Origin of the sequence: Wolbachia endosymbiont (group B) of Pammene fasciana (assembly GCF_947251495.1) — a bacterium.
GTDB lineage: Bacteria > Pseudomonadota > Alphaproteobacteria > Rickettsiales > Anaplasmataceae > Wolbachia.
The window spans coordinates 163,384-187,486 of the sequence record NZ_OX366360.1 but is presented as its reverse complement, the minus strand read 5'-3'; the positions used below and the strand labels follow the sequence as shown (position 1 = coordinate 187,486).

The following is a 24,103-nucleotide window of genomic DNA, read 5'->3' as shown; positions in this document are numbered from 1 at the left end:
ACCCAGTGCTCATCAGACCAGCTTCTCATGTAAAAATGCTGTGCTTTAACATAAGAATAGCTACTTTTTTGCTAATTAACTTAATGTCTAATCAAATTTCCTGGATCCCAGACTGGGATGACAAGAAGAGAAGGGATGCTGGAATGAGAGGTCTATTATGAAACTTTCTTTATACGCCATATTATCAATCTCGTTGCTATTAATTCTCATGCACGTTGCTGCAACTTTTAAGGATTGGAGTGGCTACAGAGAATATATCGTAAAAGAGTTAGAGAAGACGTATGATGCTAAAGTACATGTTGGAGGAAAAATTGAAGTTTCGCTCATTACTCCAAAACTTACTATTCACAATGTATATGTACAATACAACAAAAACAAGGAGCAAAAATTATCAGATTTAATTAGTGCAAAAAAAATTGAAATAAGGCCATCGCTATTATCGTTGTTTTCATTTTCATTGCAACCAGAGTCAATCTCATTTTTGGGCATGAAAAGCAACAAAGAAAATTTACTTAATATTATGAATACGAAAGCCAATGATAATACAGTTGATATATTAATAAAGGACAGCCAAATAAGTTTTAACGCCGATACTATTAATATCAAGGAAGTTGCTATAAAAAAAAATAAGCAGTTTTTTGGTGAAGTACAGATTGGTGACAACAATTACGATTTTTCTGGAAAGGTTAATGTCACAAAAAATAATGTACACATTAGTGTTGATTCAAATTTTGCAAATTTGCTATTTAAAGGTAATAGAAATCAAGAAGAGCTCAAGGGCAATTTAGTATTGACGATTAATAATAATTCTGATTCTATGAGCGGCTTGGCAAAAATCATTAATCTTAGCTTCCTTTCTTATGTGATTCCCAGCGAAAATATTGAGATATCATCCAATATCAATCTCAATGAAAGCGAGTTTACGGCAACTGATTTAAAAATTGAGTCCAAAAGCATGCAAGGCACTGGTATAATACAAAATGATAGAAAAAGTGATCATACTAATATCAATATTAGTTTTAGTAAAGTCGACCTAAAAAACGGCTCACACAAAACAACAGATATGAAGGGTCTTTTAGAATCTTTTAGAGAGGTTGTGCCAAAGAACCTGAGCTTGGATTTTAATATGGAAGCTTCAAATATTCAATATCAAAACAGGATATTGGACAAATTTCATGCTACGCTAAAATTTGCTAATGGCGAAATAAACGTTGATACTCTTCTTCAGTTTCCTGGAACCAATAATATATCTCGCTTATCAGGAAAAGTTTCAAACAATGGCAACTTGTCTGAATTTAATGGTGATATATTGATAAAGGGTGAGTCGTTCATTTCACATATTTTACCTTCTATCAAGATGCAAGAAAGAGAGAAAAGTCAATTTACAGCAAGTTCTAAACTATATTTAGCACCTAGAATATTATCTCTTTCAGATATCAGATTGCTAAATAACAAAGAATCTTGGCAAGGATCAATTAAGGTAAATCACACAAAAAAACACAATATGATCGATAGTAAATTTAGCATACATAACATTAATATAGATAAATATGATTATTCATTATTCAGCAAAGTGCAATGGCTGAAAAATATTAAATATGATGTAAATATAAGAACTAGTGTTAAAGATTCTATATTCAATGGTACAAAAATTGAAGATTTGGATTTTTCATTAAAAATACAAGAGAACAAGCTAGTTGCAGATAAAATAAAGTTATTCGGAGAAAATTTCGACATTACCGGTAGTGTAAAAATATTAGTGGATCAAAAATACACTAAGCCTTTATTAGACGTAAACCTTACAGGTAATAAATTTAATGGAAATATCTTTAAATTACCAAAACTATTAGAGGTAAAAAGAAACTCAAGAAATGAAATAAATCAAATTCAATGGTCAACAAAGCAGCTTAATTTTTTAGATGAGAAAGGAGATTTTGATGCAAACGTGCAAATCAAAACTACAGAATTTAAAATTGGGCAAAACGTCTTAAAAGATTTTAACTTGGATACAGTGATAAGAAACAGCACTATCACTATCAAAAAGATAAGTTACATACTAGAACATGGACAAATGTTTTTTCAGGGTTATCTAAAAGCAGGCTCAATTCACATAAAATTTTCTATTGCAAATTTGGACACCAAGGAAGTTATAGGAGTTAATAACATAAATGGCAAGATAAGCTTAAGTGGTGAAATCAAAACTCAAGGGACAAGCTTTGATGATTGGGCTAGTAACTTATCAGGAAATGTAAACTTTCAAGCACAGAAAATAGAGTTTACAAATGTGGATTTTAATTCATTCATCACTAAGTTGTTAAGCAGTAAGAATAAACCTGAAATTTCCAAGCTTGCTTACGTTGATATATATAATGGCAGTACGCTTTTTGAAAATATTAATGGAAAAGTAAGTATTAACAGTGGTGTATGTTCAACTAGTTCACAGTTTAGTATCGATCAAGCATCAGGTTCTATCTCTTCTAATTTAATCTTATCTAAGTTCTCCTTAACTTCTATATTCAGACTCTTTTTCATACTACCAAATCATAATAGTCCTCTTTATATCGAGGCACACTTAGATGGCCCTATTTGGTGCCCTAAGATGAGTTTTGATGTAGACCAAATTTACAACACCTTAGTTAGCAAGAAAAATAGTTAACTCATTTAGCTACATGATTTAGGGTATCCGTTCAGCAGGGTGGCAAAATAAGATAGACAAAAACGTAGCAACAAATGGTCAGTGCCTGACACTGGCTTTTTCACAAAAAACGTTGTAACCCCAACTATGGATTAAATAAAGAGATAAAAGTGCAGCTAAGAAGAGGAAAACAGGGTAAGCTCAAGTATTTTATCAATAATTAAGAGGTTACCCATGAAGAAAGATATTACAGAACTTTACTGTTGCGTCGAGGATTTTTGTCGCACAGTCGATGATAATTTTGCTAATATGCTCCTATCAAAAGGAAGAAAACCAACTAGAATACCGGACTTCGGAAATTCTCACCATAATTCTATTATATCATCAATCCCCTTGCAAAAGTTTCAAAGCTTTTTACCTACTTTATCTGCCACTTTATAAATCTGAGTTTTCTAAATTGCCAACATATGACCGATTTATCGCTCTTAAATCACGGGTTTTATGGTATTTAGCATTACTTTTGCAATGGTTCTGCAAACAAGCAAAAATGACAGGTATTGCCTACATAGACACTTCTACAATCGCTGTTTGCCACAAAAAAAGAATCTCCAAGAACAAAGTTTTTGATGGTTTGGCAGAAATTAGTAAGAGCACATATGGTTGGTTTTTTGGCTTTAAATTGCACTTGGTAATTAATGAAATTGGAATCACTTACTCTAACCAAAGGTAACGTTGATGACAGAAAACCTGTGCCAACTCTCACTAAAAGACTGACCGGACTTTTGTTTGGAGATAAGGGCTATATAAAGAAAGAGCTCTTTGAGAAACTCTTTGATAGAGGCCTAAAACTCGTCACTAAAGTAAAAAAAGGTATGAAAAACGTACTCATTTCACTTAAAGAGAAGATTTTACTAAGGAAAAGATCGATTGTTGAGACTGTTTTCGACTCCTTGAAAAACAAATTTGAGATTGAGCACACAAGACACAGATCGCCAACAAATTTCCTAATTCATGTTTTTTCTGTTCTGATTTCCTATTCCATGCAGTCGAAAAAGCCCTCTATTTCTATGCCTTTCTTTGCTGGCTAATCCATAGTTGGGGTTTGTAGAGCGCTTTCGTCAAACTGGATCCCAGTGGGCTTTGTTGCACCACTCAAGGAAAGAACAGGCAGTTACTGATGGAATTTGTTATAAAATAGATATTTAGCCGACAAAGGAAAAATATGCCAATAAGAATGAAAGTCAGTAACTGCAATGAATATAACAAATTTCTTCAAGAAAGGGGAAATGTTTTTCATTATATCAACGATGCCATTGAAAATTGGTACGAAAATAGTCCAAAAGTAGCAGGTGGCAACAATGTCTACAGCGACAAAGTAGTGATTCTAATTCACATAATAACCTATCTATTCAGGATTGGTCTTAGGCAAACAGTGGGATTTATAGAGAAATATCTTGAGCAAATAGGGAAAATTTTGCAAATTATCAGCTATTCGCAGGCTTCAAGAAGGTTTAAAAAGCTTAATATCAAAATCAACGACTGCAGAGTTGATAAGAACGATATGGAAGATATTGAAATTGCTATAGATAGTACAGGTATCAGCATCTACAATAATATTCCAGGCCATAGTAAGGCAAATGGTACAGATAGAAAGTATCGCCGCTATGAGCAAACAAGAAAGCTACATGTAATGCTAGAGATAGGTAGTAAAAAAGTTATAGCTGCAAAATACAGTAGTGGAGTTTATTCCGACCACTATGGAGCCTGTGATCTTATTGAAAGAGTGGATACCAAGTATAACATAAGCACGATATATGCAGATAGGGCATATAATCGAAAGAAGTTATACAAACTGTGCGATGAGCTTGACATAAAGACAAGGATTCCTCCGCAAAATAATGCAGTAGAGCATCCAAAGTTGGATTATATGAATGAGAGAAATTCTACAATCAAGCTCATAAAGTCATATGATGAAGATGGTATGAAGAGGTGGAAAAAAGAGATAAATTATTGGAAGAGATCTTATATAGAAAGTTTTTTCTCGCGACTGAAGCAAATATTTGGATTTAGTTTTAGGAATAAATCTGAGATTAATCGTGAGAAGGAACTGCTACTCAAGTGTTATTTGCTTAACAAATTTACTGAAATAGGCATGGCTAAGTTTGATATAGCTTCATGAATTTATTATACATTACCCACTATCCGAAGAGCTGTGCAACAAGGAGAGTAGACCGGCGGAGCTTCCCCACCAGTCTCTCGCAGAACTGCACGGAAACCTCTCGGCTTATACAGCTCCCATTATTTAGCCTTTTGATCCTAACCCAAGTGTCCAATGATAGAAAATACTTGGAGACCTCTTTCTCACTTTTCCTAGAAATTGCTTTGCTAGTCTTCCGTGATCACGAAGTTTCTTATATTTTGTCCTGACCCATCTTATGAGGTATCTCTCTATATTTCTAAGAGATGGATACATCTCTGATTTATAAAACCTGCCATAGTACTGAAACCAGCCTCTGACTATTGGATCTATCTTCTTCGATATTTCCTCTAGTGTGGTCCATGTAATCCGATGTATTCTCCATGACTTTATGGTTTTCTTGATCTTCTTCTTGGCTTTGTTACTAATTGCAGGTAGAAATGAGATGAAATAATTCCTCATCTTATTCTTTGCTACTCTAGGTCTAAAAGTATAACCTAGAAAATCAAAGCTTTGTTTAGGAAATTGTTCTTTTCTATCATCATCCTTACTGTACACAATCTGTGTCTTTTCAGGATGTAACTTCAATTTACACTTAGCCAATCTTTCTTCAATCATTACTTTCATAAATCCTGCCTGTCTTTTAGTTCTGCAGTGCACTATCGCATCATCTACATATCTTTCAAATGGTACTGTTGGATAATTTTGTTTCATCCACATATCAAACGCATGGTGCATAAATATGCTTGAAATGATTGGGCTTATTGAACCTCCTTGCGGAACTCCTTTATCCCTTGTTACCCTACTGCCATCTGCTTGCTGAATGGGGGCTTTCATCCACCTCTCAACATACAGTATGACCCATTTGCAGTCTGTGTGTTTCTTGATAGCCTGCAGTGCTAAATCGTGGTCCAGATTGTCGAAAAATCCAGATATATCAAGATCTACCGTCCAATCATTTTTCCAACATCTCTTCTGTGCTGTGTATACCGCATCCAGCGCAGACTTATTTGGTCTATAACCATATGAATCTTCGTGAAATTTCGGTTCTACTAACGGCTCAAGATACATTGTAGCTGCTGTTTGCGCTATTCTGTCGAATACTGAAGGCACACATAAAATTCTTTGCCCTCCTGTATCTTTTGGTATCGCAACAGCTTTTACCGGCTCTGGAAAATAACTTCCGGATGACATCCGATTCCATAATTTGTATAGATTATCCTTTAGATTTTCTTCAAACTTTGTTATCGAGACCTCATCTACACCTGCTGCACCTTTATTTTTCGATACTTGTTTATAAGCTCTCCAAATAAGTTGCTTCGGTATATCAAAAGACTTTGTTTTATTCATTAACTCCTCCCTTTCGGTTGATAAATAATTAAAACTAAATAACTTAGCCCCTTCACTCCATTTCCATTACAGAAACTTCTTCGCTACTACGAGCTAATCCGCCCCTGTTTTTCGCATCGGTACTCTCATCCTCAGAGATCAGCTCTTTGGACTTCTCCCTTTTCATCGAAACGACAGGTTCCCGTAGTTCCATGCAATAGCCTAAAATAGATTCACGCCACTTTTATGCCGGACGCCACCTACCCAGTAAACAAGCTCCCAGTAGATTCATCCCAGGTTAACGACTACCCCCTGGTTTTGACGTCGTCTCTACGCTTTCGACACTTCATCAGTGGTTCACTTGCGTTCGTCTCTCTATTTCATACATGACACATAATTGTGCCTTTTCCATAACGCTCACTACCTTAGCTCTTTACCAAAGCAGCTTATGGCTGTTTGAAGCCTGCTCTTGCAAACCGGCTCCGAGGGGCCCTCCCTCATCTACTGCACAGCTTCAACACTTTCCGTGTTTCTACGGCGCACAGCCATCCCAGTGTCAGCTACTTTCATGACAAGAAAAAAAGGACTGATTTCACATGAATCTGAACAGATACGATTTAGGAGATAGTAAACTTCATCTACCCTCTAATAATAAGACTTACTAGTTACTTGTAACTCTTCAATGCTTATATCGATGCAGCTTGTACTTGGAGTCTCCATATCTCCAAGCAATAACTTTGTTATCTCTGTGTGGCCTTTGAGAACAGATAAATGTAAAACAGTCTTGCTAGAATTATCTGCTATATTAATATTTGCTCCGTTTTTAAGCAATAATTTTACCACATTCTCATGGCCTCCCTGAACAGCTAAATATAAAGGAGTAGCACCGAAATGATTTCTTACATCAATATCTGCTCCGTTTTTAAGCAATAATTCCACCTCCTCTTTACAATTTATGGAAGCAGCATAATGTAAAGGAGTAAAACCATAATTATCCAATGCATTAACATTTGCTCCGTTTTTAAGCAATAATTTCACTTGCTCTAAGCGATTTCCGCAAGCAGCATAATGTAAAGGGACAAGACCTTCATTATCTGTTGGATTAGTATCTTGTTTGGCTCTCAACGATAATTCCATATGAGGAAGAGTCAATCGAGAATTACTTACTGAATTTTCTTGTTCTTGATACATAAAATACCTCTAATTTCTTACAGCTTAGTATAAATATCTATACTATATAAACATCAATTCAACTTATCACCACCGGGTAACGGTTGCAAGCCAAAAGCTTCTCTTTTTTCATTGAGCGTCATGAAGCTTGCGTTTTGCACGTATTTCCACATCTTTTGTCTTTTCTCCATTAGAATTTCTATCGCGTCTTTATCATATGACAAACATAAATCTTTGCCAAACTTGGGCACTAGCCAAGAATTCAGGTGACAGATAATATTTTCTAGCGTTGGTAAAATCGTCTGTTCCCAAAGGGAAAGACGTGCTTCAACTAAATTACTGTAAGTGTTATCACCCGGTATGCCAAGCAACTGCGGCGGAACGCCAAAAGCTAGCGCAATATCACGAGCTGAGCTATGTTTTGACTCAATAAAATCCATATCCCTCGGTGATAAGCTCATTTCCTTCCACTCTAAACCTCCTTCAAGTAATATCGGTCTTCCAGCGTTGACAGGACCTGAGTAATGATCATTTATCTGCGCTTTTAAGCGTTGGTACTGCTCTTGACTTAAGTTTCCAACGCTTCCATCCTTTTCTGATTTCACAACTATTGCACCACTTGGTCTTGCTCCATTTTGCAGCATTGCCTGATTCCAAGCACCAGCCTGATTATGCTGATCTATACTATATGCAGCTGCCTCAATTGGTGAAAGTCCATACCAATCATTCAAAGGGTTAAAGGTTTTAAGATGCAGTACTGTTGAACGCCCAGTCAATTTATCAACTTTAAAGTCATAACTGTTGTTATTTACGGTATAACGATAGGCATAAGGAACGTTACTTCTCCCTGGAATAATTTCAACCCTATCAGGGCGCAGAAGATAAAGCTCTGTTGGTTTGTTCTGCGCCTCAATCATCAATACATAAGAATTGCCATTAACTAATCGATAAGTCACAATCCCTTCAATAAATTCCGATTTTGATGTCATTGGATTAGGAGAATAAAGTAACTTCAGTAATGGATGCGCTTTTAGTTGTGATTTTCCCTGGTCAGTAAGCTGGCAGAGAGTAAAAGGTACCGAAGATGCAGCACTTGCGATCATATTAATTGCTCGAAAGGCAATAACATTTTTTATGTAACCTTCCTCAGCAAAACTTACATAATCACGCCTACTCCAACTTGGTTCCATCATTAGTTGCAAAGCAGAGTATTCACTGCTTTTCTTTCTTTGAAAAATGTTAAAATTCATATGTGCCTCCTGAAAATTTTGTTAAAAATTTGAAATTGTAGTTGAATTATATCAATTAGTGTTACAAGAATGATGTCATCCCAGTTCTTGACACTGGAATGGCTTTGATAGACCTAAAGAAATAGAACATGACAGAATGGCTAATCTCTAACCAATTTACTGATTATAACCATTCTGTGAAATTCATGGAAGCAAAAATTCAACAAATTTACAATAATTTGTCTGATGAGCTAGTATGGCTGCTCCAGCACCCTCCACTTTACACAGCAGGAATCGGTGCAACAGATGATGACATTATTGAAAAATTATTTCCTATATATAAAACAGGTAGGGGTGGTAAATATACATATCACGGACCAGGGCAGCGCATTATATATTTAATGCTAAATCTTAAAAAAAGAAACAAATGTGACATAAAACTATATATCAGAGACCTAAGTAATTGGATCATAAATGTTTTAAAACACTTTAATATACTTGGGGAATTTAAGGAAGATAGAATAGGCATTTGGGTGAACAACAACGGAGTAGAAGAAAAAATAGCAGCTTTTGGCATTCGCTTGAGAAAATGGGTAACTTATCACGGCATAGCGCTTAATGTCTCTCCAAACCTTTCCCACTATGAGGGTATTATTCCTTGTGGACTAAAAGATTACGGCGTTACATCAATGGAAAAACTAGGAGTAAAAGTTTCTCTTTGCGAATTAGATGATATATTAAAGCAAGAGTTTCATAAGATATTTTAATGTATTCCTTTATTCTTTATTTTCTATGCCTTTTACTCACTAATCCTGCAAATCAAGTTGATATTATTGCTCCTTCTTCGAAGGGAAAAGAATCGGATCTGCCCACTATAAAAGAATCCGTAAAAACTTTGGGTTTTAATCCTCACATTTCGGAGAAAATATACAGTAATGACAACCCATTTTATTCTAACTCTGATGAGTTTAGAGCGAATGATTTGGTTAATGCGCTCACTGATGATAGCAAAATAATTTGGTGTATCAGAGGAGGAGAAGGGGCTTCTCGGCTAATTCCCTATCTAGAAAAGTTACCCAATGATAAAAAAGAAAGAATTGCTCAAAACAAAAAAATTCTTATAGGCTATAGTGATATCACTGCTTTACATATTTATCTGCAAGTTAAATATGACTGGCAAACTCTTCACGGTACCATGTTGGAAATGATAGTAAATAACTCTGTTGCTGAAACCTCTGTTGAAAAATTAAAAGAGTTAATTCTTAAGCAACGCAACTCTATCAGATTTGATAACCTAAAAATGATCGACAATGGCATTAGACTAAAAAATGGCAAATTAGAGTCTAAAATCATCGGTGGTAATATGACTTTGGTTGAAAATAGCATAGGAACTGCTTGGCAAATAAACGCAAAAAACAAAATTCTATTTTTAGAAGACATAAAAGTTTATCCATATTCAATTGAGCGAAGTCTAGATCACCTAAAACAAGCTCATATTTTTGATGGAGTAGATGCAGTAATATTCGGTGACTTTGTTAACTGTTATAATGATAATCTTGTCGAAATTGTAAAAGAAAGGTTTGCAAAAAGTGTCAACTTTCCAGTATTTACAATGAAAGGAGTAGGCCATGGACATATAAATGACCCTTTACCTTTCAACACTCACGCTACCATTAGCATTCAAAACGAGAAGGAGTTTATGGATGTGCAACAGTTATACAAGTAGCTTTATCTTACACTCCTTTCATTCCAGCACCTTCGTTGTCATCCGAGTAGCCCTCTTGTATCTTGTAAAAAGCATCTAATGTTTTAAGCTTAAGCATTAGGTGGAGGAGGGAAGAACTCTGTTTCCCCTCTTAGATATAAAATCTGTAAGAAAGATAAGAGTTCCCTCCTCAAAAGTATAGGCTGGACGGTATCGTAGAAAGACCTAAATGGCTCTAATTCTGTATCCACAAGGTTAGCCTTACTTTTCGTTTTAAATGGTAACGTATGGGGTTATATATGATCAACAACTTTCTTGGAATTGATGTATCAAAAGATCGCTTTGATGTTTTTCTTTCATTCATAAGTAAAAAAGAAAAGCGTGAAACTAGGAAAAGAAGCTTTAAGAACGATGATCTTGGGTTTCAAGGTCTGCTGAGTTTTCTACAAAAGCATAATGTGGAAGAAGTAAAGTCATGCATGGAGGCTACTGGTTGTTATAGCGAAGCTTTGGCTGAATTTCTGCACAATGCTGGACATTTTGTTAGTGTTGTAAATCCTTATTGTATTAAATCTTATACAAGGAGTAAACTCGTAAGACAAAAGAATGATCAGACTGATGCAGAAATTATTGCTGATTATTGCCAAAGACAGGAACCAACTCGTTGGACACCACCTTCTTCTGAAATGAAAAAATTAAAACATCTTTATCGTTGCTCAGTTGCGTTAAAAGATGAATTAGCATTAGTAAATAACCACCTAGAAAAAAAAGAGAGACTGCCTAAAGAAGTTGCAAATGCTTGGGAAGACCTTGCAATGAATATAGCTCAAAAAATAGAAACAATAAAAAACTCCGTACGTGAACTATTAAAGCAACACAAAGAGTTGTTGGAAAATTTTCAACTTCTACTGACTATTCCAGGCATAGGAGAGGAATCAGCAGTAGCTATTTTAGCTGAAATCCCTGACATAAAAGCTTTTAGAGATGCCAGACAATTGGCAGCATATACAGGAGTTATACCGAAAAATATAACATCAGGTTCATCTGTACATTCTAAACCAAGATTAAGTAAATCAGGTTCACAAACATTACGTAAGGCCCTTTTCTTTCCTGCCATAGTAGCCAAGAATCACAATCCTATCATTGTGAGTTTTTGCCAAAGACTAAAGAAGAAGGGTAAGCATAATATGGCAATTGTGGGAGCTGCAATGCGTAAGCTACTCCATATCATTTTCGGTATCCTGACATCCAAAAGTGCTTTTGATCCAAATCATATCAAGAATTACAGAACTAGGATGTTGACTGTAGTTTAAAATCAAAAAATGCTTCCAATCCATTCAACATATTCACTAACTGTAATCTGTGTACTGTTACACAATCAGAAGTATTTTTTGATTTTATGATACAGCTTGAGTAATTTTTTTGTTGACTAGCAAGACAGTATCTTTCTTGTCATTCGAGTAGCCTCTTTGGTGTCATCCGAGTAGCTTGACACTGGAATGGCTTTGTTGCACCACTCAAGGAAAGAACAGGCAGTTACTGATGGAATTTGTTATAAAATAGATATTTAGCCGACAAAGGAAAAATATGCCAATAAGAATGAAAGTCAGTAACTGCAATGAATATAACAAATTTCTTCAAGAAAGGGGAAATGTTTTTCATTATATCAACGATGCCATTGAAAATTGGTACGAAAATAGTCCAAAAGTAGCAGGTGGCAACAATGTCTACAGCGACAAAGTAGTGATTCTAATTCACATAATAACCTATCTATTCAGGATTGGTCTTAGGCAAACAGTGGGATTTATAGAGAAATATCTTGAGCAAATAGGGAAAATTTTGCAAATTATCAGCTATTCGCAGGCTTCAAGAAGGTTTAAAAAGCTTAATATCAAAATCAACGACTGCAGAGTTGATAAGAACGATATGGAAGATATTGAAATTGCTATAGATAGTACAGGTATCAGCATCTACAATAATATTCCAGGCCATAGTAAGGCAAATGGTACAGATAGAAAGTATCGCCGCTATGAGCAAACAAGAAAGCTACATGTAATGCTAGAGATAGGTAGTAAAAAAGTTATAGCTGCAAAATACAGTAGTGGAGTTTATTCCGACCACTATGGAGCCTGTGATCTTATTGAAAGAGTGGATACCAAGTATAACATAAGCACGATATATGCAGATAGGGCATATAATCGAAAGAAGTTATACAAACTGTGCGATGAGCTTGACATAAAGACAAGGATTCCTCCGCAAAATAATGCAGTAGAGCATCCAAAGTTGGATTATATGAATGAGAGAAATTCTACAATCAAGCTCATAAAGTCATATGATGAAGATGGTATGAAGAGGTGGAAAAAAGAGATAAATTATTGGAAGAGATCTTATATAGAAAGTTTTTTCTCGCGACTGAAGCAAATATTTGGATTTAGTTTTAGGAATAAATCTGAGATTAATCGTGAGAAGGAACTGCTACTCAAGTGTTATTTGCTTAACAAATTTACTGAAATAGGCATGGCTAAGTTTGATATAGCTTCATGAATTTATTATACATTACCCACTATCCGAAGAGCTGTGCAACAAAGCCTGCTGGAATCCAGAAGTTTTTTGAGCACAAAAGTCATGCTAAGTTTTTGTTGTTAAGAAAGGCTGGATAGCTACTTGCATGACAAGAGGAGAACTACTGGGATGACAAGGGGAGAGCTACTAAATGACATCTTCAATTTCTATGTGTCAAGCACTGAAGAGGTCTCTCCTATTTTCTCTTGATGAATAAATCTAAGTAGAGTATAGTAAAAATGCATTTATGTAGCGATTAATGAGCAACTTAGTTTTAGTCTATATAACTTTTTCAAACCTGAAAGAGGCTAAGACTATTTCTGAAGAATTGTTAAACGAGAAGTTAATTGCATGTGTAAATATATTTCCCGAAGTAAATTCTCTGTATTTATGGGAAGGTAAAATTAATAGTAATTGTGAAATAGTGGCAATTATGAAGAGCAGGAATGATCAGACTGATAAGATTGTAGAAAAAATCGAGGCAATGCATTCTTATGATCAACCAGCCGTTGTGATAATACCCATAGGAAAAGCGAATAAATCTTTTACTAATTGGGTTAATAATGTTATTGATATAAACAATATTGGGGTGTAGCCAAGTGGTAAGGCAGCGGTTTTTGATACCGCCACGCGAAGGTTCGAATCCTTCCACCCCAGCTTTATTAAAGTGTGCGTGAAATGATATCACTTTTTTATAAATTAAGGTTATTTAATTATATACTGGGCAGCTTGAAAGATATAGTTGTCAAGCTATTTCTTTTCACTCTGTATCTTTATACATCGAGCATTATGCTCATGTTTCTCACCAGTGGCTTTTGGTATGCTGTAGAGTTTAGCTCTTTCAAAAATGCATTTTACCATTTGTATCAATATTTAAAATGGTATTATGAAAATAGAGATGATTTGGGTTATGGAGTTTCTATTAGAATATTAGTAGCGTTTCTTACTCCGCATTTTCTCTACAAATTATTTTCTGGCACAGGCTGGAAGTCTTTTTTCAAGGAGAAGATAGTTCAGATACTCAGCACAAGAAGAAAAATGAGTAATAAACCAAATGGCAGTAGTTATGGTTATAGTAATAAGAACAGTTACGGTAACAATAATCTTCAAGAGGCAGAACGGAAAGTGAATATGATAAAGCAGCTATTAATCCAAGATATAGATGAAGCTATAGAAAAAAGATTAAATGATATTTTTCTTGGTGAGAGGGGTAAACCTCATTAAAAGGGCTTTATCTTTTTTAGAATTGGCTGTATTTTGTTTTTTACGTATAATGGATCGCAATCAGCCAGTATACATGTTTCAACAAAATCTTGACTGAAGTCTGATAGCCAGGAAATTGCTTTACGTTTCTCTACCAAGCTTTCTGTTTTTTTACAGTTACTTGCTGCATCAATCATTGCCTGTGATATCACTGATTGCCACAGTATGCAGTACCTTTGTATATCATCTAAAGTGCTATTTGCTTCGTGATGGTGAAAAAATTCTTTGAAATTGAAGTTATTTGACATTACGTACCTCTTTAAGTTGAAAATTAGAATTTGAAGTAGTGCGAAAGTTGTCTGCTGCAATGAGTAGCCTTTATGACAGTCAGACCGGGTTTTATGTGAGCTATAAATGTTTAAGAAATTATATCTGTTCAGATCTATGTGAAACCAGTGCTTCTTTTCTTGTTATCCGAGCTGGGATGGCTTTGTTGCACAGCTCTTCGGATAGTGGGTAATGTATAATAAATTCATGAAGCTATATCAAACTTAGCCATGCCTATTTCAGTAAATTTGTTAAGCAAATAACACTTGAGTAGCAGTTCCTTCTCACGATTAATCTCAGATTTATTCCTAAAACTAAATCCAAATATTTGCTTCAGTCGCGAGAAAAAACTTTCTATATAAGATCTCTTCCAATAATTTATCTCTTTTTTCCACCTCTTCATACCATCTTCATCATATGACTTTATGAGCTTGATTGTAGAATTTCTCTCATTCATATAATCCAACTTTGGATGCTCTACTGCATTATTTTGCGGAGGAATCCTTGTCTTTATGTCAAGCTCATCGCACAGTTTGTATAACTTCTTTCGATTATATGCCCTATCTGCATATATCGTGCTTATGTTATACTTGGTATCCACTCTTTCAATAAGATCACAGGCTCCATAGTGGTCGGAATAAACTCCACTACTGTATTTTGCAGCTATAACTTTTTTACTACCTATCTCTAGCATTACATGTAGCTTTCTTGTTTGCTCATAGCGGCGATACTTTCTATCTGTACCATTTGCCTTACTATGGCCTGGAATATTATTGTAGATGCTGATACCTGTACTATCTATAGCAATTTCAATATCTTCCATATCGTTCTTATCAACTCTGCAGTCGTTGATTTTGATATTAAGCTTTTTAAACCTTCTTGAAGCCTGCGAATAGCTGATAATTTGCAAAATTTTCCCTATTTGCTCAAGATATTTCTCTATAAATCCCACTGTTTGCCTAAGACCAATCCTGAATAGATAGGTTATTATGTGAATTAGAATCACTACTTTGTCGCTGTAGACATTGTTGCCACCTGCTACTTTTGGACTATTTTCGTACCAATTTTCAATGGCATCGTTGATATAATGAAAAACATTTCCCCTTTCTTGAAGAAATTTGTTATATTCATTGCAGTTACTGACTTTCATTCTTATTGGCATATTTTTCCTTTGTCGGCTAAATATCTATTTTATAACAAATTCCATCAGTAACTGCCTGTTCTTTCCTTGAGTGGTGCAACAAAGCCAGCTGGGATCCAGGTTGACAAAAGCGCTTTACAACGTTTTGTGTACAAAAGCCAGTGTTGCATGACACTATTTGTTCTTACACCCTTTTTGTCTATCTTATTTTGTCACTCTGCTGAACAGATAATTTTCGCCAATAAGCTTTCTACTGAATTTTTGTTATTAAGCTCGCACAGATCAAAGACAAGTTTTGAGTCAAAAATACCCTTAATATTATAATAAGGGGTTGGTAAAATGTGTCTAGTAAGTTTCTTCTCTATGCAACTGCACCTCAAGCTAATAATGGACCATCAGGCGTATTACCAATTACATTGATTTGGTTTAATATTTTATTAGTGGGGTAAAAATAATTTTTTATAAACTCCTTATATATAGCTGTTAATTTATGTATATCGTCTATTGATACGCATTCATTTACCTGATGTGCGGTTTTGTTGATCATACCAAATTCAATTACTGGACAAATATCCTTAATAAACGCAGCATCAGATGTGCCACCATTTGTACTCAGCACAGCATCAATACCGGTAATTTTATTTATCGCATCAAGCATAATATCAGTATTTCTATCAGGAGTAGAGAGAAAAACGTCCCTGCTGCTCTGCATAGACAGTTTATAATCGTTAGTCACATTGGTGCATATTGCATCAATCATCTTATATAAAACGTCCGGTGTTTGTGTATTGTTATATCGAACATTAAAACCTGCTGCTATTGAACTAGGTATTAGATTATTAGTATTATTTCCAACGTCGATAGTAGTAATTTCGCAATGTGAAGGCTGAAAGTATTTATTACCAGTATCAAAAGTGGTATCTTTTATCTTACTTAGTATCGATACCATTTTATATATTGGATTATCTGCTAGATCTGGGTAGGCAACGTGCCCTTGTTTACCATGGCAAATCAATTTAAATGTTGCAGAACCTCTTCTACCTATTTTTATGGTATCACCTAATTTCTCACTACTCGTTGGTTCTCCAACTATACAAAAATCTATCTTTTTTTGCTTACTTTTCATCCATTCCAAAACGGCCTTTGTTCCATGTTCTTCCGTGCTTTCTTCAGCACCGGTAATCAATGCACTGATTGAACCACTGAATCGAAACTTACCTGCAACTGAATCTACGATAGCAGCAATAAATGCAGCTACTCCGCCTTTCATATCAGCTGCTCCTCTTCCGTATAGCATTCCATTTCTAACTTCTGGCTTAAATGGATCAGATATCCAATCTTTTAACTCACCTGGTGGTACAACATCAACATGTCCAGCAAAACACAAGTTTGGTACTCCATTTATATATTTCGCATAAAGATTTTTAACTTTATCACCAAACTCTAAAATCTCACATTCAAAACCACTTTTCTTAAGAATGGCTGCTATATGCTCTATTGCCCCATCGTCTTTTGGTGTTATACTTTTAAAAGAAATTAATTTCTTAGTTAGTTCTACAGGGTCAATCTTCATATCAATCTTGAAATACTAACATTACCGTATTGTAAACATTCTATGCGATATTTAAAACAAATATTACAGCACACAGAACAAGTTCTTATTAGGGAAGTAACAGTACTTGCTGATAATATCTATGAAATATGTAGACAATACGGAAATGACATTTTTCTGATTGCAGATGAAAATACAGCAAAACTTTTAAACAAAAACATACTTAATAAAGTTTCTCATTTAATTATTCCAGCCACAACTGTCATTCCAGCGCGTGACTATGATGGATCGCAGTGTCACGCTACTTGGATGACACCAAATAGACTGAACAGCGCTGCTTCCCTCCAAACTGTAAACCTAGTTAGAAATAAAGCAAAAGATAGTGACTTAATGGTTGCATTTGGTAGTGGCACTGTTAATGATATCTGCAAATATGCAAGCTACCTCGAGAAAAAAGATTATATATCGTTCCCAACAGCCGCTTCCATGAATGGGTATAGCTCTGCAAACGCTTCAATATTAGTTGATGGATATAAAAAATCGTTCGGAGCACATCTTCCAAAGGCAATATACATTGATAACGATATAATTGCCAACGCACCACCACGCCTCACATTAAGTGGATTTGCAGATTTCATCTGCCGTTCAACAGTACAAGCCGATTGGCTATTATCTCATCTATTACTTGGCACAGAATATAATGAACTCCCCTTTAAACTTGTTCGCAATCTGGAGGAAATTTTGCTCAGAGAACACTTGGCACTTGCTAAAAAAGATAAAAGAGTAGTTTTATTACTTATGGAAGCCTTATTGATTTCAGGACTTGGAATGGTGATGTCAAAAGGCAGCTACTCTGCAAGCCAAGGAGAACATATGATAGCTCATGCAATGGAGACGGTAACAAAAGATTATTCCTCCTCGTTACATGGCGAAAAAATTGCTGTTACGACGATTACTATGGCTAACTTGCAAGAGGAGATATTGTCAATACAAAACCCGATTACCAAACCGATCACTTTAGATGTAAAACATATAACTCAGTGCTTTGGTAATACCGAATTTATAAAAATTCTAAAGCAGAAGCAAATTATGCAGCAAAAAATTCAAGAGATTATTTACAAAGAATGGAGTAATATTTCTAGTTTAATTAAGCAAAATTTACTATCTGCAAAACACCTGCAGAAAGTATTTGAAGATCTATCAATTCCGTACTTACCGGAGCATCTTAATTGGAACAAAGAGCAATATTGCAAGGTAGTCAATCTTACATTTGCAACAAGAGATAGATTCACCTTTCTTGACCTAGCTGGTTGTATAGAAAAAAGTTAGATTTTGTGTATTCGTTCAGTAGGGTAGCAAAATAAGATAGACAAAAACACAGTAACAAATGGTGTCATTCAAGTAGCTATCCAGCCTTTCTTAACAACAAAAACTTAGCATGACTTTTGTGCTCAAAAAACTTCTGGATTCCAGCAGGCTTTGTTGCATCGCTTATCGGATAGTGGGTAAAGCATAAAAAATTCATGAAACTACCTAAAACTTAGCCATGCCAATATCAGTAAATTTATTGAGTAAGTAACATTTTATTAGCAACTCTTTTTCTCGATTTACTTCAGATCTATTTCTAAAACTAAACCCAAATATTTGCTTTAATCTTGAAAAAAATCCTTCAATATATGACCTTTTTCCATAAACTGCTTCCTTCTTCCACTCTTTCACACCGTCTTTACCACATAATCTAATGGCAGCATTCCTTTCAGCCATATAATCCAATTTTGTATGCTCCGCTGCACGATTTTTCGGTAAAATTTTGTCTTTATATCATATTTTTTGCACAATTTATAAAGCTTGATAGGCTCTGTCTGCATATAATGCTTTTATAGCATGCTGAAAGCTGAGCAAGTCGCAAGCACCATAATGGTCGGAGTAGGCACCATTGCTATATTGTGCAGCTATAGCTTTTTTACTATTTATACTCAATATTACGTGTAGCTTTCTTACCTGTTTATAACTGCGATACTTCGCTATTTTCCTTACTGTGACCAGGTGTATTATCTGATACTTGTACTGTCTATGGCAATTTCAATATCTTCCATATTGTTTTTATCAACTCTGCAATCATTGATCTTAATATTGAAACCTTCTTGAAGCCTGCGAATAGCTAATGACTGCTAACTACTTGCTGCAAATATCCTTTTATAAACCCTACCGTTTGTCTTAAGCCAATTCTAAAGAGACTAGCGACTATATGCACTAAAATCACAACTTTATTACTATAAATATAATTTCCACCTCGCATTTTGGGGCTATTTTCGTACCAATTTTCTATTGCCTCATTAATAAAATGAAAAATATTTCCTCTTTCTTGCAGAAATCTGTTATATCCATGGCAGTTACTGACTCTCATTTTTTGTGACATATTTTTCTTTCGTAGGTTAAATGCCTGTTTTATAGTGAATTTCGTCAGTAACTTCCAGTTCTTTTTATCTGAGCTATGCAACAAAGCCATTCCAGCATCAAGTGCTGGAATGACATGGTGAAATATTATTCAAGTAGCCTCTGTCCCAGTACCTATTCGGTGTCATTCAAGTCAACTCTTTTCTTGTCATCCCAGTGCCTAGACACTGGGATCCAGAAAACTTCACTTTAAATGAGTGCATTAGATTGTCTTTATATAGATGTCAGTATCAGCTACTCGGATGAAATTCATTTAGTCTTCTTTTCTCTTTTTCTTATTTTACTACTCTGATGAACGGATACAAAAAAAACTCATGCACCTTGATGTAAGTAGATCTTGCAAGCATTTTAAGATTGCCGGTTCACTAGTTAACATAGAAAAAGCTCAACAAAATTATAAGAATAGTATATAATTGAAAATATTTAATAGTGAAAATAATGCCTAACACTAAAGAAAAAGAAATACATCTTATATTCTTTCATGGGTTAGGGGATAATTATAAAAATGCAACTACATTCTGTAAAGATATGCAATCTGAGCTCATGCACCACCATGATATACCTAATTTTCACACTCATGCACACAAATACCCGGCTGCATTTCAAAATTATAGTAACTTATGCCTTAACCAGCTTCGTATGCTTACTAGCATCAATATTGCCACCTACTGTCATACTGCTCACTAATCCAATAACAGCTAGAACAGCTGGATTGGCAGTCTTATCAGCTTCAGCTTGTGTTTTTTTATCTATATTCCTACTCATGATTCCGTTTCTAAATAAGGATCAAAAGTTATTCAAGTCTTCAATAGAGCAAATTGATCAACTAATATATCAAGGTGTAAAACCCGAAAATATTATACTTTTCGGTCATTCTTTTGGAGGAGCAGTTGCATCGGAAGTATCAAGGCATTTTGCGAATAGAGATGTTAAACTTGGAGGAATCGTCTTCACTAGCACTTTTAGTTCTTTTCATACAGCAATAGAGCATTTTCCAATGCCTCAAACGAAAATTTTGAGTATACTGCCTTTATTCCTACTAAAAAGAATACTAAAAGCCTTCGCTTTAGACTTTGATATAGCAGATAATTTGCAAAAGTCACAAAATGAAAAAACGCCAATAGTAATTATTAATCACGCAAGAGACACATTAATACCACTGCCTGCACAATTGGTAAATGCGATAAGAGGTGATCAATTATTAAATGGTAATCCGATTAAGATTCGTGATGATCTGTTTATATATGGAGATGATCCTCATAACAGTGTTTTGGATAGTGGCACACTGACTGAAGAATTAAGAGAAATGGTACTTAGTAAAGTTACGTCTAGAACGCGTTAACTTTTTTGCTGCTTTTTTTTGGCTAAGGTCACACTTCATTATGCATTAAATTGTATTCATCTATTCAGGGAATTTGCTAATGTGAAAGCCAGTGCTTCCTTTCTTGCGATGTAGCTGTACAGAAATTGAAGATGTCATTTAGTAGCTCTCCCCTGTTATTTAAGTAGCTAACACTGAGATCCATAAATTTAACTGGATGCCAGTTTCTGGGCACTGACCATCATAAAGGAGCCAGTGTCATGCACTGATAGTTGTCTTTTCTCGCCTACCTTATTTTACTACTCTGCCGAACGGATACAATTGAATATAGTATAGTCTTCTGTTCTGACGAGAATAGTTTTATTCCATCCATCAAAAAATGCTAAATTGAGGTATGTATCACCCTTATAGGGCTTGTGAATTTCAGTTATAATAAATTCTGAGATTAGGTTATGCTCTAAAAAAAGGTGTGCTATTTGTGCCCCACCAATCACAAAGACTTGAGAACTACTTTGAATTGACAGAAATTCTTGCATGGAAGAGACAACAGTACATTTTGGGCCTCTATTAAAACACTTGTTACGGGAGAAAACAATAGGTGTACGATTCTTTAGTATGCTCTGAGGCACGGTTTCAAATGTCTTTCTTCCCATCACAATAACTTGCTTGTCGGTTACTTGACAAAAATGTTTGAATTCACTTGGATAACGCCAGGGCAAATCATTATTTATTCCAATTACCCCATTAGGGTCAACAGCCATAATTCCAATAATCTTCATCCCTTTAAGACAGCTTGGGCTACAAAAAATCGCATATGATCACGCACATTATGCACTCTAAGGAAATCAACCTTATTTTGTAGTATAGCTGAGATAGCAACCGTTTCTAAATCTCTATTAGAGGCAGGTTCTATGGAAAAAGAAGAAATAAATGATTTTCTGGAATGGCCAACTAAAACCTTGCAGCCAAAATTTTGTAAAGTTTCTATACTGCGTAAAATCTGAATATTCTGATACATAGATTTGCCAAAACCAATACCAGGATCAATAATTATTGAATTTTCATCAAAACCAAGGTCAAGTAACCTATTAATGCTCTCCTCTGCCCAATTATTTATGATATCAATTGGGTCAATATCATGTGGAATAATATTGTCCTTATGTGGTGGTATCGAAAGTGAATGCATAATAACGACACTACACCCACTGCTAGCAACTTCTTTTAAGGTATTACTACTCAGATCTCCCTTCTGATCATTTACCCAGGCAATATTGTAGTGCTTCAAAACGTTTAAAATAACATTCGGCCAAAAACTATCAATGCTGACCTTAATATCACCAGTTTTCATATAGTCGCTAAGATTATCAAGTACTGGCTTTAGACGTTCATACTCTTCCTCTGGCGTCTTTATTGAAGCTCCAGGCCTTGTTGATTGAGCTCCAAGATCAACTATGCTTGCACCATCTGATACCAACTGCAATGCCTGCTTGGTTGCTCGATTCGCATCATAATAAAGACCACCATCTGAAAATGAATCAGGGGTAATGTTAACAATACCCATAAGCTTTGGTGAAATCGTAAAACTCTTTGAAAAACATTCTTGAACATTGAAAGCAAATGTTTTGTTAACCATTGCCATCAAGTGGAGCAAAAATGGTCTGTTTACCAATTCTGGGTGAGGAATTTTAAGGTCAGGTGTATCAAACGTTAGATCATCCCATAACAAAATATCTAAATCAATAACACGAGGTGCCCATTTTTCATAGACTTGTGGACGACCAATGTCACATTCGATTTGTTTTAAGCCTTTTAATAGCTCCTCAGGAGAAGAAAAACAACTTCCATAGACACCATGTTGAGAAATGGCTTGTTCCAATCAGGTGGAGCACCATTTGGTAAAATAGCCTTAGTTTCTAGAATGATCGAAGACTTTAAGTCTTTTAAATAGAGCTTCTTTAGTAACTCAGTAGCTCTTTGTAAATGGGAAAGGCGATTCCCTATATTTGATCCAATAGAAATATAGATCATTCTTGCAATTCATTACAGTAAGTAAAAAAAACGCCCCCATGTACACCAGGAACTGGTGGTGCGATTTTGTGAGTAGTCACCCTGACAGAAGAAATAATATGCTTCTTTCGCAGCAAAAGGTTATTAATGGCTCTGTATATCTCATGAGTTAAATGCTCGATTAAATTAAATTGCTTGCCCTGAACAAGAGATTGAATATTTTGCACTACTTCCAAATAGCAGATAGTATCTTTAAGTTGATCAGTTGTAAGCCCTGAAGGAGGAGATTTAAAAGTGAGATCAATATCAATACTCACCAATTGGGGAGAGAACTTCTCTTCTGCGCTACATCCTAAATGAACCCAAAGCCGCAGATCAGATATAAGAAGATTACATGCAGGCATTCACTGAGTTTAATGACAAACGTATCATGCCGTCAAGAAAACCCCATAAGAGTTTTGCTCCTTTCTTAGCGCCTTGTATGACTTTCTCTTGCTCTTCTTCGCTTAAATCTGCAATAAGGTTTGCACATTCTTCAGAATGCCACTCATCAGCTTCCATATGAACAGTAAAAAATTTGAGAGGACGCTCATCATTTATTGAATAGTGTTTTTTTAGACCTTCAATTTTAGATTTAGAAACCTCTGGAGTTTGACGTTCATAAGCGTACAGAGCTCCAAGACCTTCTACAAAACCTGATCTTACAATATCAAAGTAACCGTCAACTAATTCTCGTGTCTCCTTAACCTGTGCATCCTCAAGAAGTTGAGATCGTGCTACTCCCAGTCCTTCAGCAAAACGCTGCCATAATTCTGGGTGATTCTCGTCGCCTTGTTCTTCCTCTATTAAATTACCAAGTAAAACTTGCCGCATTTTCAAATTCGGACACAAGGAATGTATACCGCTGATATAACGAGGAAAAGCAGCAACATGGTGATAATATTCCTTAGCGTAGGTTTGCAGAGCCTGCAGGCTTAAGCTACCTTCATTCCATAACTCGTAAAATGGGTGTTTTAATAAGTGTAAACTATCTAATTGATTATTAAGTGATTGAACAAATGTCATAAATAAACACTAAATTATTTTAGGCTACGTTTAGGTTTATCAAATGTCAAGAGACATTTCTCATTACTACCTTAATTCCAATAAATATAAAGATAGATACATTGTAAGTTAATTTTTTATTCTATATATATTCTCTAATGGTGATAAAATGTTAAGTTTAACAAGATCTAGTGCATAGCCATTTATCAGTTCAGTCTTATCTA

Annotated in this window: 19 protein-coding genes, 1 tRNA gene and 4 pseudogenes; 12 read left to right on the top strand and 12 right to left on the bottom strand. The window is 35.2% G+C overall.

The genetic code is table 11. The annotated features are described in order from the left end of the window. The first annotated feature begins 157 nt into the window (after positions 1-157). The 3 genes and pseudogenes from OPR29_RS00900 to OPR29_RS00890 all read left to right on the top strand — a co-directional run bounded on the left by OPR29_RS00900 (position 158) and on the right by OPR29_RS00890 (position 4,814). Positions 158-2,656, top strand: coding sequence for an AsmA-like C-terminal region-containing protein (locus tag OPR29_RS00900; RefSeq protein ID WP_265025290.1), 2,499 nt, complete (start codon positions 158-160; stop codon positions 2,654-2,656). A gap of 213 nt (positions 2,657-2,869) precedes the next feature. Then, a pseudogene (locus OPR29_RS00895) lies at positions 2,870-3,723 on the top strand (IS982 family transposase). A 134-nt stretch (positions 3,724-3,857) separates the two neighbouring features. Next, complete coding sequence (locus tag OPR29_RS00890) at positions 3,858-4,814, top strand: IS5 family transposase (RefSeq protein ID WP_213863789.1); 957 nt, start codon at positions 3,858-3,860, stop codon at positions 4,812-4,814. 123 nt (positions 4,815-4,937) lie between these two features. On the opposite strand, the gene ltrA is transcribed toward OPR29_RS00890, so the two are convergent. From ltrA to OPR29_RS00870, 4 genes are all read right to left on the bottom strand, one after another. Continuing rightward, positions 4,938-6,182 carry a group II intron reverse transcriptase/maturase gene (ltrA, locus tag OPR29_RS00885; protein ID WP_265025153.1) on the bottom strand — a complete coding sequence of 415 codons (1,245 nt, stop codon included), beginning with the start codon at positions 6,180-6,182 and terminating at the stop codon, positions 4,938-4,940. A 52-nt stretch (positions 6,183-6,234) separates the two neighbouring features. Then, positions 6,235-6,375 (bottom strand): hypothetical protein, encoded by a 141-nt coding sequence (locus OPR29_RS00880; protein ID WP_019078704.1) that lies wholly within the window; start codon positions 6,373-6,375, stop codon positions 6,235-6,237. Positions 6,376-6,806: 431 nt separating this feature from the next. Then, positions 6,807-7,352, bottom strand: a complete 546-nt coding sequence (locus OPR29_RS00875) for an ankyrin repeat domain-containing protein (protein WP_007302070.1) — start codon at positions 7,350-7,352, stop codon at positions 6,807-6,809. Between the two features lie 53 nt (positions 7,353-7,405). Next, on the bottom strand, positions 7,406-8,581 hold the full coding sequence (locus OPR29_RS00870; RefSeq protein ID WP_214303221.1) for a phage portal protein: 1,176 nt from the start codon (positions 8,579-8,581) through the stop codon (positions 7,406-7,408). 128 nt (positions 8,582-8,709) lie between these two features. On the opposite strand from OPR29_RS00870, the gene lipB reads away from it, so the two are divergent. The 7 genes from lipB to OPR29_RS00835 all read left to right on the top strand — a co-directional run bounded on the left by lipB (position 8,710) and on the right by OPR29_RS00835 (position 14,051). Further along, positions 8,710-9,327, top strand: a complete 618-nt coding sequence (gene lipB, locus OPR29_RS00865) for a lipoyl(octanoyl) transferase LipB (protein WP_015587943.1) — start codon at positions 8,710-8,712, stop codon at positions 9,325-9,327. Further along, a complete protein-coding gene (locus OPR29_RS00860; protein ID WP_265025289.1) occupies positions 9,327-10,286 on the top strand; it encodes an LD-carboxypeptidase in 960 nt (319 codons plus the stop codon). Before lipB ends, OPR29_RS00860 begins: the two co-directional genes overlap by 1 nt. 278 nt (positions 10,287-10,564) lie before the next feature. Beyond that, positions 10,565-11,578 (top strand): IS110 family RNA-guided transposase, encoded by a 1,014-nt coding sequence (locus OPR29_RS00855; protein ID WP_264376686.1) that lies wholly within the window; start codon positions 10,565-10,567, stop codon positions 11,576-11,578. Positions 11,579-11,852: 274 nt separating this feature from the next. Further along, complete coding sequence (locus OPR29_RS00850) at positions 11,853-12,809, top strand: IS5 family transposase (RefSeq protein WP_213863789.1); 957 nt, start codon at positions 11,853-11,855, stop codon at positions 12,807-12,809. 277 nt (positions 12,810-13,086) lie between these two features. Further along, entirely contained in the window at positions 13,087-13,422 is a 336-nt protein-coding gene (gene cutA / locus OPR29_RS00845) for a divalent-cation tolerance protein CutA (protein WP_082241857.1), read from the top strand. Continuing rightward, positions 13,413-13,484 (top strand) — tRNA-Gln (locus tag OPR29_RS00840). Before cutA ends, OPR29_RS00840 begins: the two co-directional genes overlap by 10 nt. Before the next feature lie 21 nt (positions 13,485-13,505). Next, positions 13,506-14,051, top strand: coding sequence for a hypothetical protein (locus tag OPR29_RS00835; RefSeq protein WP_015587954.1), 546 nt, complete (start codon positions 13,506-13,508; stop codon positions 14,049-14,051). On the opposite strand, the gene OPR29_RS00830 is transcribed toward OPR29_RS00835, so the two are convergent. The 3 genes from OPR29_RS00830 to dapE all read right to left on the bottom strand — a co-directional run bounded on the left by OPR29_RS00830 (position 14,048) and on the right by dapE (position 17,071). After that, positions 14,048-14,338, bottom strand: a complete 291-nt coding sequence (locus tag OPR29_RS00830) for a hypothetical protein (protein ID WP_007301973.1) — start codon at positions 14,336-14,338, stop codon at positions 14,048-14,050. The genes OPR29_RS00835 and OPR29_RS00830 overlap by 4 nt on opposite strands. A 224-nt stretch (positions 14,339-14,562) precedes the next feature. Continuing rightward, the gene (locus OPR29_RS00825; RefSeq protein WP_213863789.1) at positions 14,563-15,519 is read right to left on the bottom strand and encodes an IS5 family transposase; all 957 of its coding nucleotides are present in this window, start codon (positions 15,517-15,519) and stop codon (positions 14,563-14,565) included. 355 nt (positions 15,520-15,874) lie between these two features. Beyond that, positions 15,875-17,071 (bottom strand): succinyl-diaminopimelate desuccinylase, encoded by a 1,197-nt coding sequence (dapE, locus tag OPR29_RS00820; RefSeq protein ID WP_019236715.1) that lies wholly within the window; start codon positions 17,069-17,071, stop codon positions 15,875-15,877. Positions 17,072-17,113: 42 nt separating this feature from the next. Between dapE and OPR29_RS00815 the strand changes: the two genes are divergently transcribed. Beyond that, a complete protein-coding gene (locus OPR29_RS00815; RefSeq protein ID WP_019236716.1) occupies positions 17,114-18,379 on the top strand; it encodes an iron-containing alcohol dehydrogenase in 1,266 nt (421 codons plus the stop codon). Positions 18,380-18,583: 204 nt separating this feature from the next. Here OPR29_RS00815 and OPR29_RS06040 read toward each other — a convergent pair. After that, positions 18,584-19,469: pseudogene (locus OPR29_RS06040) on the bottom strand (IS5 family transposase). 476 nt (positions 19,470-19,945) lie between these two features. Between OPR29_RS06040 and OPR29_RS06035 the strand changes: the two are divergent. After that, positions 19,946-20,849 (top strand): annotated as a pseudogene (locus OPR29_RS06035) (alpha/beta hydrolase family protein). A 278-nt stretch (positions 20,850-21,127) separates the two neighbouring features. Here the strand turns inward: OPR29_RS06035 and OPR29_RS00785 are convergent. The 4 genes and pseudogenes from OPR29_RS00785 to OPR29_RS00765 all read right to left on the bottom strand — a co-directional run bounded on the left by OPR29_RS00785 (position 21,128) and on the right by OPR29_RS00765 (position 23,900). Further along, complete coding sequence (locus OPR29_RS00785) at positions 21,128-21,607, bottom strand: dihydrofolate reductase (protein WP_052264777.1); 480 nt, start codon at positions 21,605-21,607, stop codon at positions 21,128-21,130. Beyond that, positions 21,604-22,856, bottom strand: a pseudogene (gene folP, locus OPR29_RS00780) (dihydropteroate synthase). Before folP ends, OPR29_RS00785 begins: the two are co-directional and overlap by 4 nt. Further along, the gene (locus tag OPR29_RS00770) at positions 22,853-23,239 is read right to left on the bottom strand and encodes a dihydroneopterin aldolase (RefSeq protein WP_265025286.1); all 387 of its coding nucleotides are present in this window, start codon (positions 23,237-23,239) and stop codon (positions 22,853-22,855) included. Before OPR29_RS00770 ends, folP begins: the two are co-directional and overlap by 4 nt. Continuing rightward, complete coding sequence (locus OPR29_RS00765; RefSeq protein WP_265025285.1) at positions 23,226-23,900, bottom strand: CADD family putative folate metabolism protein; 675 nt, start codon at positions 23,898-23,900, stop codon at positions 23,226-23,228. Before OPR29_RS00765 ends, OPR29_RS00770 begins: the two co-directional genes overlap by 14 nt. Between the last annotated feature and the right edge of the window lie 203 nt (positions 23,901-24,103).

Bases quoted from the DNA above. Each gene is read 5' to 3' on its own strand.
- OPR29_RS00870 (WP_214303221.1), bottom strand. From the start codon at position 8,581: ATGAATTTTAACATTTTTCAAAGAAAGAAAAGCAGTGAATACTCTGCT.
- OPR29_RS00830 (WP_007301973.1), bottom strand. From the start codon at position 14,338: ATGTCAAATAACTTCAATTTCAAAGAATTTTTTCACCATCACGAAGCA.
- OPR29_RS00765 (WP_265025285.1), bottom strand. From the start codon at position 23,900: ATGACATTTGTTCAATCACTTAATAATCAATTAGATAGTTTACACTTA.
- OPR29_RS00860 (WP_265025289.1), top strand. From the start codon at position 9,327: ATGTATTCCTTTATTCTTTATTTTCTATGCCTTTTACTCACTAATCCT.
- lipB (WP_015587943.1), top strand. From the start codon at position 8,710: ATGACAGAATGGCTAATCTCTAACCAATTTACTGATTATAACCATTCT.
- OPR29_RS00900 (WP_265025290.1), top strand. From the start codon at position 158: ATGAAACTTTCTTTATACGCCATATTATCAATCTCGTTGCTATTAATT.
- OPR29_RS00825 (WP_213863789.1), bottom strand. From the start codon at position 15,519: ATGCCAATAAGAATGAAAGTCAGTAACTGCAATGAATATAACAAATTT.
- OPR29_RS00890 (WP_213863789.1), top strand. From the start codon at position 3,858: ATGCCAATAAGAATGAAAGTCAGTAACTGCAATGAATATAACAAATTT.
- cutA (WP_082241857.1), top strand. From the start codon at position 13,087: ATGAGCAACTTAGTTTTAGTCTATATAACTTTTTCAAACCTGAAAGAG.
- ltrA (WP_265025153.1), bottom strand. From the start codon at position 6,182: ATGAATAAAACAAAGTCTTTTGATATACCGAAGCAACTTATTTGGAGA.
- dapE (WP_019236715.1), bottom strand. From the start codon at position 17,071: ATGAAGATTGACCCTGTAGAACTAACTAAGAAATTAATTTCTTTTAAA.
- OPR29_RS00785 (WP_052264777.1), bottom strand. From the start codon at position 21,607: ATGAAGATTATTGGAATTATGGCTGTTGACCCTAATGGGGTAATTGGA.
- OPR29_RS00875 (WP_007302070.1), bottom strand. From the start codon at position 7,352: ATGTATCAAGAACAAGAAAATTCAGTAAGTAATTCTCGATTGACTCTT.
- OPR29_RS00770 (WP_265025286.1), bottom strand. From the start codon at position 23,239: ATGCCTGCATGTAATCTTCTTATATCTGATCTGCGGCTTTGGGTTCAT.
- OPR29_RS00850 (WP_213863789.1), top strand. From the start codon at position 11,853: ATGCCAATAAGAATGAAAGTCAGTAACTGCAATGAATATAACAAATTT.
- OPR29_RS00855 (WP_264376686.1), top strand. From the start codon at position 10,565: ATGATCAACAACTTTCTTGGAATTGATGTATCAAAAGATCGCTTTGAT.
- OPR29_RS00880 (WP_019078704.1), bottom strand. From the start codon at position 6,375: ATGGAACTACGGGAACCTGTCGTTTCGATGAAAAGGGAGAAGTCCAAA.
- OPR29_RS00835 (WP_015587954.1), top strand. From the start codon at position 13,506: ATGATATCACTTTTTTATAAATTAAGGTTATTTAATTATATACTGGGC.
- OPR29_RS00815 (WP_019236716.1), top strand. From the start codon at position 17,114: ATGCGATATTTAAAACAAATATTACAGCACACAGAACAAGTTCTTATT.